This window comes from Alteromonas sp. KC3 (assembly GCF_016756315.1).
Taxonomy (GTDB): Bacteria; Pseudomonadota; Gammaproteobacteria; order Enterobacterales; family Alteromonadaceae; genus Alteromonas.
Window position 1 is genome coordinate 4,070,537 of the sequence record NZ_AP024235.1, and the last position, 17,312, is coordinate 4,087,848.

Here is a 17,312-nt window from a genome sequence, read left to right on the forward strand (position 1 = left end):
TCTTAACGATAATCGTTATCATTTGCAATATTGTATTAGTTGCTTAATGCTGTGTGCTGACTAAAAAACTGCTTGATGGCGCGATAGGCCGCTATGGATTCAGGTGTTTCATAAGCAATAAGATAGTCAGCATGTGACATGCCCTCGAAGACCTCCAGCACGGTATCACCACCTGCATCACGAATTTTGCGATTAACTCTTACCGTATCGCTTAAGAACATATCCCGGGTTCCAGTGAGGAGAAGGGTAGGAGGAAATCCTTCAAAGCTGCCATAAAGCGGCGATATGCTTGCGTCATCAAGCGGTTTACCTGATGCATAAAGTTTTGCAGCAGAGGCCAACTGCCCGTCATAGGTCACTAAAATGCGATCGACACCTTCATTAGTAAATAATGTATCGCCCGTTTTCGTTAGGTCAGCCCATGGAGTGCCAGCATAAAGTGCACGTGGTGATGCTATGTCATCTTTAATGAGTTGCTGAGTTACAGCTAAAATCAAACCTCCACCAGCTGAAGTACCACCGACAAAAATATTATCGGCACTATATGAAGTAAGCACGTCTTTATACACCGCAACGACATCGAGTAATGCAGCGGGAGCCGGTGACGAAGGAGGCATGCGATAATCTACACTTAATACCACAATTCCGAGCCTGTGAGCGATTAGAATGCCTTCTTCTATACTCGGCAATCCGCCAAAAAGTACATAGGCACCGCCATGTACGTCAATGTAAACCTTATCTTTAAATTCTTCAGATAAGGATTCAGGCGTGATTTTACGTACTTTCACACCTGCAATATCGAGTAACTCAACGTGTACGTTGAACTGCTTGCGCATTTTCTTAATCTTTTTTTTCTGGTCGGCGTTTCGCTGTTGTATGTAGTCTCGCCATTGCTCGACAGTTTGCGGTGTCGCTGCAATTGCCTCTTCAACCGTTGGTACAGGAAATTGCGTGATCGCATGTTTAAACTGACTGCTGGTATCACTGGGAGGGGGAAGCGCTGTTTGGGGCATTGTAATCTCGTTAGCAACTGATGAGAGTGAAATAACGACAGAAAGAAATGCTACGTGCATTAGGTATTTCATGATTGCCGAATCCCTGCAAATATGTGATTGTTCAATCTACTACAAACCTTATACCTGCATAAAGGTCTACACACGCTAATAGGGAAATTAACAATGAAACGCTTTTCTTTGCGCAATATGGTACTCGCTTTGAGTGTTGCGTTAACATCGTTATCACTTATGGCCAACGACGTTAATAGCGCAACTACGTCTGTATGGCAGGTGTCGAAGGGCGAGGACATTGTGTATGTCGGTGGCACAATACACTTACTGCCTGCGTCAGAATTCCCTTTACCTGACGTATTTACAGCAACATACGAAAACGCTGACACTGTGGTGTTTGAAGCACAATTACCAGACCCGACAGACCTTGTAGCACAACAAAAGATGATGGCCGCTGTGGCATACCGTAATGGGCGAACACTTAAGGATGAGCTGTCGGCAGAAACCTACGCAGCATTGGACAAGTACCTAAGCGCGTTTGGCGCAACAGCTGATCAAATAGCGGGCTTTAAGCCGGGCATGGTGGCGACGATGTTAGTTGCTATGGAAGCTCAGCGCAATCAACTGGCTGGAGAAGGAGTAGATGCCTATTTTACCCGACTCGCGAAGCGCGACGGAAAGCCAAGTGAATACTTAGAGTCAGTAGAATTTCAAATTCAAATGCTTGCCAACATGGGAGAAGGCGAAGAAGACCGCTTCATTGCTCAGACCTTAGAGACCCTACCTGAGCTTAATTCAACGCTGCAAGACACCATTAACGCTTGGCGCGTTGGAAACACAGCGCAGTTAAACGAACTGGTAATAGAAACCTTCAAGCAAGAATCACCGGCATCGTTTGATGAGCTGTTTACAAATCGCAATCAAAACTGGGTACCGCTTATCGAAGCCATGTTTGGTGACGATGACCTTGAATTTGTTCTCGTTGGCGCAGGACATCTAGTAGGAGAGGACAACGTACTTACCCTGTTACAAGAAAAAGGCTACAGAGTAAAACAGTTATAAATTGCTCTAAATTGTAGTAGCACATATCTGATCTGACAGTTTCGATGAATAGGTTTAGACTCTACCTGACAGGCAGCTATGAGCGTGAAGCGGACATTGGATATATCTAACTCGCGAGACCGCTTCAGACAATAAGCGGACCTAAATATTCAATAATAGATTTAATCTATTTGATGGACGCCACAGTTTTTTTCCTTCGTATTAGGCCAACGAAACTGATGACTAGCCAAAACAATTCGAGAACAAATGCTGCCAGATTGAAAGTGTTTAGCAACGACAAAATTACTAGCGATGCACCCACAGTATTCAACCACAAGTAAGTCAGACTAGTTGAGGTTAATCTCTGCATATTAAGTAATAAATAAGCAGACACAATAAAAGTTACTCCTATTATGCCTGCCACTTCAAAAAGCAAAGACTGCATTAGATACCCAATGTGGGTTTTTCCCACCTGAACGGTTCCACTTCTTTGTCTAATGGAGTCTGAGCAATTGAGTTGGTGAAATTACTCATGGTTTTTATTGCAATACCAAGAATGACTGACAAAGCATGTTTCTCTTGGTAACCATGTGACATAAATGCATCCATTTGCCCTTGTGTGATCTTGCCTCTGTTGTGAATGAGCAATCGAGCAAAAGTGGACAAGGCTTCAAGTTTTTCGTCAGGTAATTTAATTCCTTCACGTAAAGCCGAATTTACCTCCTCAGGCATTTTTACTTTTTTTGACAAGACTGTATGCCATGGTACGCAATAATTGCATTCATTCTCGAAATTAACGGTTTGATACACTACTTGCTGTTCAATTGGGTTAAGTGGTGTCTCACTGAATTTGTCCCACGCAAATGAGTAGACTGATAATAATGTCGGCTCCCCTGCCATTGTCTTCTCTAGATTTGGTATCATACCAAAGGAACTTTTAGTATTAGCTAAGAATGGTTTTGAAGCTTCTGGCGCGCTAGTTTCATCGAATTGTTTGAACATTTTGTAATACCTCTTGTGAAAGTATTGGCACTATAAGGATTACACTCGCAACCACAATCCGTTACCTTGTGGTAAGTATTGAACACTTTTTTCTAACTACTTGTAATATGGACAAAAATAATTTTGAAATAATGTTGCTAGACGTAATGTCGTGCAAGTGGAGTCATACATTACTTAAGTTGATTGCTAGTAACGTGCACAGACCAGGTGAGTTACAAAAAAATATTGCAGATATATCTGTCAAAGTGATGAATGAGAGTTTGTTGCGACTAGTTAAATACAAAATGCTCACGAAAACACTGTATAACGAAGTTCCTCCAAGAGTTGAATACAAACTTACATCTTTGGGAAAAGATGCGCTGAGCTTGCTGAACGATACTCATGAGCTAAGAAAAAAATATGAGGCTTTAGGGGACGATTAGTGCACAGAGTAATCTTTCTTGGCTGTATTACAGAGCACCTTTCTTTCTGAATCGGCTTGATGCCAGGTTGTAAATTCTATACGTCCGCTTTAAGTACAAATCTGACGTTATGATACCTACTTATGCACGGCAGCTTTTGGCACAAATGCGACTGTCAGATTTGATTGAGTCCTATTATTCGAATCTGACAGATCAAGTTGAGAGTGATTCTCTAAAATTCTACCCAATACAAAGCCAGTGACTTTTCACTGGCTTTCTTATTGCTACCAAAGACGGGGGGCACCGCGTGTTTCCCCTCTCCCACCAAGCTTAATAAATGCTAAAGGGGTGGCGCTTATTCAATCTAGAACTCTCAGCTGCATGGATGCAGCTGCGAAGCCGCTAATACAAAAGCACGGATGGTCCAACGGCGTGTTCCTTCCTCTCCCTCAAACTTTTTGCTAGGCCTCAAGAAGGGAGTGAGAGTATGTCCTCTGAAACCTTCCACAGCATGGATGCTGTGGCAGAGCGCCCAGGGATGGGTTCACCGCGTGTTTCAGAGGACATACACTCACGCACTTTCAAAAAGGCATAAAAAAAGCGCACCTAAGTGCGCTTTTTTGGGCTTATGTTGCTAAGTCTAGATTAGTCTAGGATCTTAGATACAACACCAGCACCTACTGTACGACCACCTTCACGGATTGCGAAACGAAGACCTTCTTCCATCGCGATCGGAGCAATTAGCTCAACTTTGAATTTAAGGTTGTCACCAGGCATTACCATTTCTACGCCTTCTGGAAGCTCTACAGCACCAGTTACGTCAGTTGTACGGAAGTAGAACTGTGGACGGTAGCCTTTGAAGAATGGAGTATGACGGCCACCTTCATCTTTAGACAGTACGTATACTTCTGCTTCGAAGTTAACGTGTGGAGTGATTGAACCAGGCTTAGCTAGTACTTGACCACGCTCAACTTCGTCACGCTTAGTACCACGTAGAAGAACACCAACGTTCTCACCCGCGCGGCCTTCGTCAAGAAGCTTACGGAACATCTCAACACCAGTACAAGTAGTCTTAGTAGTTTCTTTGATACCTACGATTTCTACTTCTTCACCAACTTTAACGATACCTTGCTCTACACGACCAGTTACAACAGTACCACGGCCTGAGATTGAGAATACGTCTTCGATTGGAAGGATGAACGGCTTGTCGATTGCACGCTCTGGCTCTGGGATGTATGAATCAAGCGCTTCACCAAGCTCGATGATTTTCTTTTCCCACTCTGGGTCGCCTTCAAGCGCTTTAAGAGCTGAACCTTGGATAACTGGTAGGTCATCACCTGGGAATTCGTATTCGTTAAGAAGTTCACGAACTTCCATTTCTACTAGCTCTAGAAGCTCTTCATCATCAACCATGTCACACTTGTTCATGAATACGATGATGTAAGGAATACCAACCTGACGACCAAGTAGGATGTGCTCACGAGTCTGTGGCATAGGACCATCAGTCGCAGCTACTACTAGGATACCACCGTCCATCTGAGCAGCACCAGTGATCATGTTTTTAACGTAATCAGCGTGTCCTGGGCAGTCTACGTGTGCGTAGTGACGAGTAGGAGTATCGTATTCTACGTGTGAAGTAGAGATGGTGATACCACGTGCTTTTTCTTCAGGCGCGTTATCGATTTGATCGAAAGCCTGTGCGTTACCACCGTAAGTCTTAGAAAGAACTGTAGTGATTGCTGCAGTTAGGGTAGTTTTACCGTGGTCAACGTGGCCGATTGTACCCACGTTTACGTGGGGTTTCGTACGTTCAAACTTTTCTTTTGCCATTTTTCTCGTTTCCTAAGTTAAAAGTCCGACCCACAAATAGACCGGACCGAACCTTCATTTAGATTAAATTCTAGATTCAATAATAGCCTGCGCCACATTGTTAGGCGCCTCAGAATAATTGAAGAACTCCATAGAGTATGAAGCACGACCTTGTGTTTGTGAACGCAAATCAGTTGCGTACCCAAACATTTCTGAAAGCGGCACTTTTGCACGTATTATTTTAACACCTGCTACGCCATCTTCCATACCTTCGATCATGCCGCGACGACGGTTAAGGTCACCAACAACGTCACCCATCCAATCCTCTGGAGTAGTCACTTCAACTTTCATTGTGGGTTCAAGTAACACCGGATTTGCTTCTGCGGCGCCTTTTTTGAAACCCATAGAGCCGGCGATCTTAAACGCCATTTCAGAAGAGTCAACATCGTGGTATGAACCATCAAACAACGTAACCTTAACATCAAGTACCGGATACCCTGCAAGAACACCACTTCGCATCTGCTCCTGAATTCCTTTATCGACCGCTGGAATGAACTCTTTTGGTACCACACCACCGACGATTTCGTTCACAAATTCGTAGCCAGCCCCTTCTTCTTGAGGCTCAATGCGTAACCATACATGACCAAATTGGCCACGGCCGCCAGACTGACGAACGAACTTCCCTTCAACTTCAACGTTTTTACGAAGGGTTTCGCGATAGGCAACCTGAGGGTTACCTACGTTACATTCAACTTTGAATTCGCGCTTCATGCGGTCGACAATGATATCAAGGTGAAGTTCACCCATACCAGAGATAATCGTTTGACCAGTCTCGTCGTCAGTTTTCACTTTAAACGACGGATCTTCTGCCGCAAGCTTACTTAGGGCAATGCCCATCTTCTCTTGGTCAGCTTGAGACTTAGGCTCAACCGCAATTGAAATTACCGGCTCTGGGAATTCCATACGTTCCAATGTGATAACGTGATTTGGATCACAAAGCGTATCACCGGTAGTAACATCTTTAAGGCCAATGGCCGCAGCGATGTCACCTGCGCGTACTTCTTTAATTTCTTCACGGTCTTTCGCGTGCATTTGCACGATACGACCAAAACGTTCACGCTTGCCTTTAACAGGGTTATAAACCGTGTCACCGGTGTTAACCACACCAGAATAACAACGGAAGAACGTAAGCGTTCCCACAAACGGGTCGGTCGCTATTTTGAATGCAAGTGCCGAGAACGGCTCATCGTCGCTTGAATGACGCTCTGCTTCTGTCTCATCTTTATCGTCAAGCACACCTGTAATGGCTTTAACTTCAGTAGGAGAAGGAAGATATTGAATAACAGCGTCTAGTACAGCCTGAACACCTTTGTTTTTGAAGGCACTGCCACAAGTGGCAAGAACAATTTCGTTGTTCAGTGTACGCTTACGAAGGCCTAAACGGATTTCTTCCTCGGTCAGCTCTTCGCCTTCCAAGTACTTGTCCATTAGCTCGTCTGATGCCTCAGCAGCCGCTTCGATCATTTCGGTGCGGTACTGCTCAGCGGTATCTAAATATTCAGCCGGAATGTCTTCATAGGTAAATGTCATACCCATGTCGTCTTCATTCCAGTTGATGGCTTTCATCTTCACGAGGTCGATGACGCCATGGAAATTCTCTTCAGCGCCCATGTTGATTTGAATCGGAACACAGTTTGCGCCTAAACGCTTGCGGATTTGACCCACAACACGTTCAAAATCAGCGCCAGCCCGGTCCATCTTATTAACGAACACTAGGCGTGGCACTTGATATTTGTCAGCCTGTCGCCAGACTGTCTCTGATTGAGGTTCTACCCCAGAAGACCCACAGAAAACCACTACCGCACCGTCTAGCACACGTAATGAACGCTCTACTTCAATAGTAAAGTCTACGTGTCCAGGGGTGTCGATGATGTTGATCCTGTGTTGATCGAACTGTTGCTCCATACCAGACCAGAAACAAGTCGTTGCAGCAGACGTGATAGTAATACCACGCTCCTGCTCTTGCTCCATCCAGTCCATGGTAGCAGCACCATCGTGCACTTCACCGATTTTGTGAGACAGTCCTGTATAAAACAGAACACGCTCTGTGGTCGTGGTTTTACCCGCGTCCACGTGAGCCACAATACCAATATTGCGATAACGCTCAATCGAGGTCTTACGAGGCATAAATCTCTCTCAGTTAAATAACGTTGATTACCAACGGTAGTGAGCAAACGCTTTGTTTGCTTCGGCCATACGGTGAACGTCTTCACGTTTCTTAACCGCTGAACCTTTGTTATCTGCTGCGTCTAGCATTTCAGCCGCTAGGCGTTGTGCCATAGACTTTTCGCCACGTTTACGTGCAGCTTCAACCATCCAACGCATACCTAGCGCGTTACGACGAACTGGACGTACTTCAACTGGAACCTGATAAGTTGAACCACCAACACGACGAGACTTAACCTCTACTGTTGGGCGGATGTTATCAAGCGCTTCCTCGAAGATATCTAGGTGTGCTTTGCCGGTTTTTTCAGCAACAATATCAAGCGCACCGTAAACGATTTTTTCAGCGACTGACTTTTTGCCGTCGAGCATTACGACATTCATGAATTTCGCAAGCAGTTGTGAACCAAATTTTGGCTCTGGTAGGATTTTACGTTGACCTACGACTCTTCTTCTTGGCATTTTCTATTCTCCGTATGAATTCAGGGAAAACCCAAAACTCTTAAACTTCAGTTTGGCCTTACTAACGGAGAACCGTTAAGACTTAGGCTTCTTCGCGCCGTACTTAGAACGGGCTTGTTTACGATCGTTTACACCTGCGCAGTCAAGAGTACCGCGAACTGTGTGATAACGAACACCTGGTAGATCTTTAACACGACCACCACGGATAAGTACTACACTGTGCTCTTGTAGGTTGTGACCTTCACCACCGATGTATGAAGAAACTTCAAAACCGTTAGTTAGACGTACACGACATACTTTACGTAGTGCAGAGTTTGGTTTCTTAGGCGTAGTAGTATATACACGAGTACATACACCACGTCTTTGTGGACAAGCTTGTAGAGCAGCTACGTTGCTTTTTTCAACGGGCTTTCTACGCGGCTTGCGCACTAACTGGTTAACTGTTGCCATTAACTAGCTCCTGATTAAAAACTACGAAAACCCAATCACTATGATTGGGTCCTATTTATGCGACTTTTAAAATTCGTCGCCCTTTTTATGTGAACATTGTGCTCGTCAATATTCACTGAGCGCTAATACAAAAAACCGCGACCGTTTTTAGTACCTTTTTTAGGCTATCAAAAATCGGGTCGCGGAATATTAATGATCATCGCCCTGACTGTCAAGGTGTACAAAGGTTAGACAGGAAGTTTTCCTGCTTTTTGTACGCCTTGCCTGCCAATTTGTTAGGAGTACGTTAACGCACTCCTATGATCATGCCTTATTCGGCAGTATCTTCGTCTGCACCAGCGTTAAGCGCTTCGGTTAGTGCCTGTTCTGCTTCAGCAGCAGAAACTGACATTTCTTCGATTTGCTCTTTGCGACGCTGTGCGCGGCGTTCGTGGTAAGCGAAACCTGTACCCGCTGGAATTAGACGACCAACGATTACGTTTTCTTTCAGACCGCGTAGGTCATCTTCTTTACCTTGAACCGCAGCTTCAGTAAGAACACGTGTTGTTTCTTGGAACGATGCCGCTGAGATAAATGACTCAGTAGACAGTGACGCTTTAGTGATACCAAGCAGCTGTGTTTCATACTGCGCTGGGATCTTGCCGTGTTTTTCAATTTCACGGTTAGCCACTTTCACGTTCGATACTTCAACCTGTTCGCCTTCAAGGAACTGCGTATCGCCTGGGTTAGTGATAATACACTTACGTAGCATCTGACGGATAACTACTTCGATGTGCTTATCGTTAATCTTAACACCCTGTAGACGGTAAACTTCCTGAACTTCGTTCACGATGTAGTTTGCTACTGCTGAGATACCACGTAGACGTAGGATATCGTGCGGAGACTCTGGACCATCAGCGATAACTTCGCCTTTTTCCACTTTCTCACCTTCGAACACGTTAAGCTGACGCCACTTAGGAATCATCTCTTCGTACGCGTCACCCTCAGCAGGTGTAATTACAAGACGCTTCTTACCTTTGGTCTCTTTACCGAAGCCGATAGTACCTGAGATTTCTGCAAGGATTGCAGGCTCTTTAGGCTTACGAGCTTCAAATAGGTCCGCAACGCGCGGTAGACCACCCGTGATATCACGAGTCTTCGAGCTTTCCTGAGGAATACGTGCTAGCACGTCACCTTCGTTAGCCACTTTGCCTTCTTTCGCTTCAATAGTGGTGAAGCTTGGAAGACGAATTTCTTGAAGACCGAACTCGTCGCTTTCAAGAATTAGCTTAGGCTCTTTAGAGTTTACTTTCGCAAGGTCTTTAACAACGATACGGGTTAGACCAGTAAGCTCGTCTTGCTGCATTTCAGTGTTAGAGTCATCAATGTCTGCGAAGCTAATCTTAGCTGCACGTTCAGTGATGATTGGGTGACTATGCGGATCCCAGTTAGCAACAATGTCGCCAGCTGCAATGGTTGCACCGTCATCCACGCTAAGTACAGCACCGTAAGGTACTTTATAGCGCTCTTTCTCACGGCCTTGCTCGTCGATAACAGTAAGTTCTGTTGAACGAGAAACGATAACCACTTTGCCGTCAGAGTTACGTACGAATTTCGCATTGTGTAGCTTAAGGCTACCCGCAGTCTTAACTTGTACGCTGTTCTCAGCAGATGCTCTTGATGCCGCACCACCGATGTGGAACGTACGCATGGTTAGCTGTGTACCTGGCTCACCGATTGACTGTGCTGCAATAACACCAACCGATTCACCGCTACCCACCATGTGACCACGTGCAAGGTCACGACCGTAACACTTAGCACAAACACCGAAGTCGTTGTCACAAGTGATTACCGAGCGAACCATGATTTGGTCAACTGAGTTAGCTTCAAGCATGTCTACTAACGCTTCGTCTAGAAGAACGTTACGCTCTACTAATACTTCGTTAGTACCTGGCTTAAGTACATCTTCTGCTACCACACGACCTAGTACACGCTCGCGTAGTGGCTCAACAACGTCACCACCTTCGATTAGTGGTGTCATTTGAACACCTTCGAATGTGCCACAGTCGTCGTTAGTGATTACCAAGTCTTGTGCAACGTCTACTAGACGACGCGTTAGGTAACCCGAGTTAGCTGTCTTAAGTGCGGTATCCGCTAGACCTTTACGAGCACCGTGAGTTGAGATGAAGTACTGTAGTACGTTCAGACCTTCACGGAAGTTTGCCGTAATTGGGGTTTCGATGATTGAGCCATCTGGCTTAGCCATCAGACCACGCATACCTGCTAGCTGACGAATCTGAGCGGCACTACCACGAGCACCCGAGTCGGCCATCATGTAAACAGAGTTAAATGATGATTGCTCTTCTTCTTCGCCATCGCGGTTAATTACGATGTCAGTCTTAAGGTTATCCATCATGGCCTTAGCTACTTTTTCGTTAGCATTTGACCAGATATCTATAACTTTGTTGTAACGCTCACCCGCGGTAACAAGACCGTTTTGGAACTGTTCCTGAATTTCGATAACTTCTGCTTCTGCCGCATCGATGATGTCTTTCTTAGCAGCAGGGATAACCATATCGTCGATACCAACAGACGCACCCGCGATCATCGCGTAGTGGAAACCGGTATACATGATTTGGTCAGCAGCAATTACTGTGTCTTTCAGACCTAGCGTACGGTAACAAGCGTTCAATAGTTTTGAAATTTGCTTCTTGCCCATCGCTTGGTTGATGATTTCAAACGGCAGACCCTTTGGAAGGATCAATGAGAAAATCGCACGACCAACAGTAGTGTCAGTTAGCGTTACTTTCTCAGTTTTGTTGCCATCTTCATCGATGTCATATTCAGTAATACGTACTTTAACGCGAGAGTGAAGCTCAGCATTACCTGTACGGTATGCTTTTTCTGCTTCATTCGGGCTGGTAAATACCATGCCTTCGCCTAGGCCGTTTACTTTGTCACGCGTTAGGTAGTAAAGACCCAATACAACGTCCTGTGAAGGTACGATAATTGGCTCACCGTTAGCAGGTGACAGAATGTTGTTCGTCGACATCATAAGTGCACGTGCTTCTAGCTGTGCTTCGATTGTCAACGGAACGTGTACCGCCATTTGGTCACCATCGAAGTCGGCGTTGTACGCCGCACACACTAGCGGGTGAAGCTGAATCGCTTTACCTTCGATTAGTGTTGGTTCGAATGCTTGGATACCCAAACGGTGAAGTGTAGGTGCACGGTTAAGTAGTACCGGGTGTTCGCGGATAACGTCGTCTAGTACGTCCCAAACCTCTGGTGCTTCGCGCTCTACTAGCTTCTTAGCTGCTTTGATTGTAGTGGCAAGACCACGACCTTCAAGCTTACCGTAGATAAACGGCTTAAATAGCTCAAGTGCCATCTTCTTAGGAAGACCACACTGGTGAAGACGTAGTGTAGGACCAACGGTAATTACAGAACGGCCTGAGTAGTCAACACGCTTACCAAGAAGGTTTTGACGGAAACGACCTTGCTTACCTTTGATCATGTCTGCAAGCGACTTAAGTGGACGCTTGTTAGAACCGGTAATCGCACGACCACGACGTCCGTTATCTAGAAGCGCATCAACAGACTCTTGAAGCATACGCTTTTCGTTGCGTACGATAATGTCTGGAGCAGCTAGGTCTAGAAGACGCTTAAGACGGTTGTTACGGTTAATTACACGACGGTATAGGTCGTTAAGATCAGACGTTGCAAAACGGCCGCCATCTAGTGGAACTAGAGGACGTAGGTCTGGTGGAAGTACCGGAAGTACCGTCATGATCATCCACTCTGGCTTGTTACCAGATTGTTGGAATGACTCAAGCAACTTAAGACGCTTAGTAATTTTCTTACGCTTAGTTTCAGAGTTGATTGAAGGCAGCTCTTCACGCATAGCCGCAACGTCTGCGTCTACGTTAAGTGCAGTAAGAAGATCGAATACTGCTTCAGCACCCATCTTCGCTTCAAACTCATCACCGTGCTCTTCAAGTGCATCCAAGTACTCTTCTTCGTTAAGAAGTTGGCTGCGCTCAAGGGTAGTCATACCTGGCTCTGTTACCACGTATGATTCAAAGTAAAGTACACGTTCAATATCACGAAGTGTCATATCTAGCATTAGGCCGATACGAGACGGAAGTGATTTAAGGAACCAAATGTGTGCAACCGGGCTAGCTAGCTCGATGTGACCCATACGCTCACGACGTACTTTAGTCAGTGTAACTTCAACGCCACACTTCTCACAGATAACACCACGGTGCTTAAGGCGCTTGTACTTACCGCAAAGACACTCATAGTCTTTAACCGGACCAAAGATACGCGCACAGAACAGACCGTCGCGCTCAGGCTTGAACGTACGGTAGTTGATTGTTTCAGGCTTTTTAACTTCACCGAATGACCATGAACGGATCATGTCAGGTGAAGACAGACCGATTCGAATATTATCGAATTCTTCAGTCTTGTTTTGTTGCTTTAGAAACTTTAATAAGTCTTTCACATTACTCTCCCAGCGGAGTCAGTCTCTAGAGCCCGGCGCAAGCACCGGGCCATCTCATAACATTACGCGGCGATTGCCGTATTACTTTTCTTCAAGCTCGATGTTGATACCCAACGAGCGAATTTCTTTAAGTAGTACGTTGAATGACTCTGGCATGCCAGGCTCCATTCTGTGGTCGCCATCGACGATGTTCTTGTACATCTTGGTACGGCCGTTAACGTCATCTGACTTAACAGTAAGCATTTCCTGAAGGGTATATGCAGCACCGTATGCTTCAAGTGCCCACACTTCCATCTCACCGAAGCGCTGACCACCGAACTGTGCTTTACCACCAAGAGGCTGCTGTGTAACAAGGCTGTAAGAACCCGTAGAACGCGCGTGCATTTTGTCGTCTACTAAGTGGTTCAGTTTCAGCATGTACATGTAACCAACCGTAACTGGACGCTCAAACTCGCGACCGGTACGACCGTCGAACAATGAAATCTGACCGCTTTCTGGAATATCAGCAAGCTTCAGCATTTCTTTGATTTCAGATTCACGTGCACCGTCGAATACAGGTGTTGCTACTGGAACACCCTTACGAAGGTTTTCAGCTAGACGACGAACTTCGTGATCTGTGAAGCTATCGATGTCAACTTCTTGGTGATTCTCACCAAGCTCGTACACCTTCTTCAAGAAGTCACGTAGTTCAGCCAGCTCACGCTGCTCTTTAATCATGCGATCAATCTTCACACCAAGACCGTGTGCAGCCATACCCAAGTGCGTTTCTAGGATCTGACCGATGTTCATACGAGACGGTACACCTAGTGGGTTAAGTACGATATCTACCGGCGTACCGTTAGCATCGTATGGCATGTCTTCTACAGGCTGGATAGTCGAGATAACACCTTTGTTACCGTGACGACCGGCCATTTTGTCACCCGGTTGGATGTGACGCTTAACCGCAAGGTAAACCTTAACGATCTTAAGTACGCCAGGTGCTAGGTCATCGCCTTGTGTGATCTTACGACGCTTCGCTTCAAACTTCTTATCGAAGTCTAATTTGATTTCAGCGTGCTGATCGGCAATTTGGTCTAGCTCTAGCTGCGCATCTTCGCTATTTAGTGCAATTTCAAACCACTTCTCGCGCGGTAGGCTGTCAAGCTTAGCTTGGTCAACACCAGCACGGATTAGCGCAGTTTGTGCACGAGCAAAAATACCGTCTGCAAGAATTTCGAACTCGTCAGTAAGGTCTTTCTTAACCTGACGTAACTGCATGTCTTCAATTTCTAGCGCACGCTTGTCTTTCTCTACACCGTCACGGGTAAATACTTGAACGTCGATTACTGTACCGTGAACAGAGTTAGGTACACGTAGAGACGTGTCTTTAACGTCAGACGCTTTTTCACCGAAGATTGCACGTAGTAGTTTCTCTTCTGGCGTAAGCTGCGTTTCACCTTTAGGCGTTACTTTACCTACAAGGATGTCACCGCCTTTCACTTCTGCACCGATGTAAACAACGCCTGACTCATCAAGCTTGCTCAGTGCAGACTCACCCACGTTAGGGATATCAGAAGAAATTTCTTCTGGCCCAAGCTTAGTATCACGAGCGATACAGCTAAGCTCTTGAATGTGGATAGTCGTAAAGCGGTCTTCCTGTGCTACACGCTCAGAAATAAGGATTGAATCCTCAAAGTTGTAACCATTCCACGGCATGAACGCGATACGCATGTTCTGACCAAGTGCAAGGTCACCTAGGTCTGTTGAAGGACCATCAGCTAGCACGTCGCCTGCAACAATCGGGTCGCCAACACTACAAGTAGGCTTCTGATTGATACATGTGTTTTGGTTAGAACGTGTGTACTTAGTCAGGTTGTAGATATCGATACCCGCTTCACCTGGAAGCATTTCATCTTCGTCTACTTTAATAACGATACGGCTGGCATCTACGTAATCAACCACACCACCGCGCTTAGCAACTACAGTAACACCTGAGTCAACCGCGATAGTTCTTTCCATACCGGTACCAACTAGCGGCTTATCAGCGCGTAGTGTAGGTACTGCCTGACGTTGCATGTTCGCACCCATTAGTGCACGGTTCGCATCATCGTGCTCTAGGAATGGGATAATGCTTGCAGCAATTGAAACGATTTGCTGAGGTGAAACGTCCATGTACTTGATGTCTTCTTTAGGCATCAAAGTAGTTTCACCACGGTGACGACATGGAATTAGGTCGTCAACCAACTCGCCAGCTTCAGTTAACGCGATGTTAGCCTGAGCGATTGCGAATTGACCTTCTTCAATTGCAGATAAGTAATCGATTTCGTCTGTAACTACGCCGTCAACAATGCGACGGAACGGTGTTTCTAGGAAACCGAAGTCATTGGTGCGCGCAAAGCTTGCCAATGAGTTAATAAGACCGATGTTCGGGCCTTCCGGCGTTTCGATTGGACATAGACGACCGTAGTGCGTCGGGTGTACGTCTCGAACTTCGAAGCCAGCACGTTCACGTGTAAGACCACCCGGGCCTAATGCAGAAATACGACGCTTGTGCGTTACTTCTGATAGCGGGTTGTTTTGGTCCATGAACTGAGAAAGCTGTGATGAACCGAAGAACTCTTTAACCGCTGCCGAGATAGGCTTAGCGTTAATAAGATCTTGTGGCATTACGTTGTCTAGGTCGCCTAAGCTTAGACGCTCTTTAACTGCACGCTCAACACGTACAAGACCAACGCGGAATTGGTTCTCTGCCATTTCACCAACAGAACGGATACGACGGTTGCCTAGGTGATCGATATCATCTACTTCGTCTTTACCGTCACGAATCATTATTAGCTGCTTCATAACAGAAATAATGTCGTCTTTATCTAGCGTGCCCGCACCAATAAGTTCTTCACGGCCTAGACGGCGGTTGAACTTCATACGACCAACAGAAGATAGATCGTAACGCTCATCAGAGAAGAACAAGTTATCGAACAAGGTTTCAGCTGCATCTTTTGTTGGTGGCTCACCAGGACGCATCATACGGTAAATTTCAACTAGTGCTTCAAGGCGGTTAGTTGAAGAATCGATACGTAGTGTATCTGAAATGTATGAACCGTGATCTAGCTCGTTAATGTAAAGCGTTTCGAACTCTTTGATTCCCGCTTGGCTTAGCGCCGCTAGGTTTTCAAGCGTTAACTCGTCGTTCGCTGTAACAATAACTTCGCCTGTATCTTCATTGACGTAAGTTGCAGCATAAACACGGCCGATTAGGTAATCAGCTGGCACTTCAAGCTCAGTAAGTCCGGCTTTCTCTAGTGCACGCGTGTGACGCGCAGAAATACGACGACCGGTTTCAACAACTACGTTGCCTTCACCGTCAATGATGTCGAATTGCGCAGTTTCACCACGAAGGCGGTCTGGCACAACTTCCATCATTAATTTGTCTTTGTCGATACGGATCGCTACTTTGTCGAAGAAGGTATCTAGGATTTCTTCAGACGACATTTCAAGCGCGCGTAAGATAATAGTTGCAGGCAACTTACGACGACGGTCGATACGTACGAACAGGTTATCTTTCGGGTCAAACTCAAAGTCTAACCACGAACCACGGTAAGGAATTACACGTGCGTTATATAGCACTTTACCTGACGAGTGGGTTTTACCTTTGTCGTGATCAAAGAATACACCAGGTGAACGGTGTAGCTGTGACACGATAACACGCTCAGTACCATTGATAACGAACGTACCGTTCTCTGTCATCAACGGGATCTCGCCCATGTACACTTCTTGTTCTTTAATATCTTTTACTGTACCTGGCGCAGCGTCTTTATCGAACAACACTAACCGTAGTTTTACTCTTAACGGAGCAGAGAATGTGACGCCACGAATTTGACATTCTTTAACGTCGAAAACCGGCTCTCCCAGGCGATAGCTTACATACTGAAGCTCTGAACTACCTGAGTAGCTTTTAATTGGAAAAACGGAACGAAATGCTGCTTCCAAACCGTATTGAGCATCTGCATCGATCTCAATAAACTTTTTGAAAGAATCAAGCTGAATTGAAAGAAGGTATGGAATTTCCAATACCTGTGGGCGTTTGCCAAAATCCTTACGGATACGTTTCTTTTCGCTATAAGAGTAAACCATGGGTTCCTCAGCCTGCTGATTTTTGACCCAACCTGCTGCAAAATGCTTTAAAACGCGTGCTATGGGCTAAAAGCTGCGTTTCAAATGGCGCACTAAGCAACAAACTTCCACAACCCTTTTTCGGGCAGATACACCAGCATACAACAAAATTTAACCAATTATTAGTTAACTTGTTGGATTTTTATGCTTTTTATGGGTATGTCCGAATGGCGCCTTTTGTCGTGTAGCCAAGGGTTAGATTCTACACGCTATACAGCGCAAAAAGGCTGGTGGTTCAAAAAACCACCAGCCTTGCCGTCTCAGGCAATAATTTGACTATGTCAA

At 45.6% G+C, this 17,312-nt stretch carries 11 protein-coding genes; 2 read left to right on the top strand and 9 right to left on the bottom strand.

What is annotated here, in order from left to right; genetic code table 11:
- Positions 1 to 35 precede the first annotated feature (35 nt).
- Positions 36 to 1,085, bottom strand: a complete 1,050-nt coding sequence (locus JN178_RS17980; RefSeq protein WP_232369613.1) for an alpha/beta hydrolase — start codon at positions 1,083 to 1,085, stop codon at positions 36 to 38.
- A 93-nt stretch (positions 1,086 to 1,178) separates the two neighbouring features.
- Here JN178_RS17980 and JN178_RS17985 point away from each other — a divergent pair, with 93 nt between their 5' ends.
- Complete coding sequence (locus JN178_RS17985) at positions 1,179 to 2,069, top strand: TraB/GumN family protein (RefSeq protein ID WP_202262693.1); 891 nt, start codon at positions 1,179 to 1,181, stop codon at positions 2,067 to 2,069.
- Positions 2,070 to 2,235: 166 nt separating this feature from the next.
- Here JN178_RS17985 and JN178_RS20340 read toward each other — a convergent pair whose 3' ends face one another.
- Together JN178_RS20340 and JN178_RS17990 are read right to left on the bottom strand one after the other, a co-directional pair.
- Complete coding sequence (locus JN178_RS20340) at positions 2,236 to 2,493, bottom strand: CBU_0592 family membrane protein (RefSeq protein WP_442859685.1); 258 nt, start codon at positions 2,491 to 2,493, stop codon at positions 2,236 to 2,238.
- Positions 2,493 to 3,050: a carboxymuconolactone decarboxylase family protein gene (locus JN178_RS17990; RefSeq protein ID WP_202262694.1), complete on the bottom strand. Its 558-nt coding sequence runs from the start codon at positions 3,048 to 3,050 to the stop codon at positions 2,493 to 2,495. Before JN178_RS17990 ends, JN178_RS20340 begins: the two co-directional genes overlap by 1 nt.
- 146 nt (positions 3,051 to 3,196) lie before the next feature.
- On the opposite strand from JN178_RS17990, the gene JN178_RS20345 reads away from it, so the two are divergent.
- The gene (locus JN178_RS20345) at positions 3,197 to 3,472 is read left to right on the top strand and encodes a winged helix-turn-helix transcriptional regulator (RefSeq protein WP_442859712.1); all 276 of its coding nucleotides are present in this window, start codon (positions 3,197 to 3,199) and stop codon (positions 3,470 to 3,472) included.
- A gap of 624 nt (positions 3,473 to 4,096) precedes the next feature.
- On the opposite strand, the gene tuf is transcribed toward JN178_RS20345, so the two are convergent.
- The 6 genes from tuf to rpoB all read right to left on the bottom strand — a co-directional run bounded on the left by tuf (position 4,097) and on the right by rpoB (position 16,988).
- On the bottom strand, positions 4,097 to 5,281 hold the full coding sequence (gene tuf, locus JN178_RS18000; protein WP_202262561.1) for an elongation factor Tu: 1,185 nt from the start codon (positions 5,279 to 5,281) through the stop codon (positions 4,097 to 4,099).
- A gap of 63 nt (positions 5,282 to 5,344) precedes the next feature.
- Complete coding sequence (gene fusA / locus JN178_RS18005) at positions 5,345 to 7,447, bottom strand: elongation factor G (protein WP_202262696.1); 2,103 nt, start codon at positions 7,445 to 7,447, stop codon at positions 5,345 to 5,347.
- A gap of 27 nt (positions 7,448 to 7,474) precedes the next feature.
- Positions 7,475 to 7,945 (bottom strand): 30S ribosomal protein S7, encoded by a 471-nt coding sequence (gene rpsG, locus JN178_RS18010; protein ID WP_014951036.1) that lies wholly within the window; start codon positions 7,943 to 7,945, stop codon positions 7,475 to 7,477.
- A gap of 75 nt (positions 7,946 to 8,020) precedes the next feature.
- On the bottom strand, positions 8,021 to 8,395 hold the full coding sequence (gene rpsL / locus JN178_RS18015) for a 30S ribosomal protein S12 (RefSeq protein ID WP_014951037.1): 375 nt from the start codon (positions 8,393 to 8,395) through the stop codon (positions 8,021 to 8,023).
- 310 nt (positions 8,396 to 8,705) lie between these two features.
- Entirely contained in the window at positions 8,706 to 12,878 is a 4,173-nt protein-coding gene (rpoC, locus tag JN178_RS18020) for a DNA-directed RNA polymerase subunit beta' (protein WP_202262697.1), read from the bottom strand.
- 81 nt (positions 12,879 to 12,959) lie between these two features.
- The gene (gene rpoB, locus JN178_RS18025; RefSeq protein ID WP_159625696.1) at positions 12,960 to 16,988 is read right to left on the bottom strand and encodes a DNA-directed RNA polymerase subunit beta; all 4,029 of its coding nucleotides are present in this window, start codon (positions 16,986 to 16,988) and stop codon (positions 12,960 to 12,962) included.
- Positions 16,989 to 17,312 lie beyond the last annotated feature (324 nt).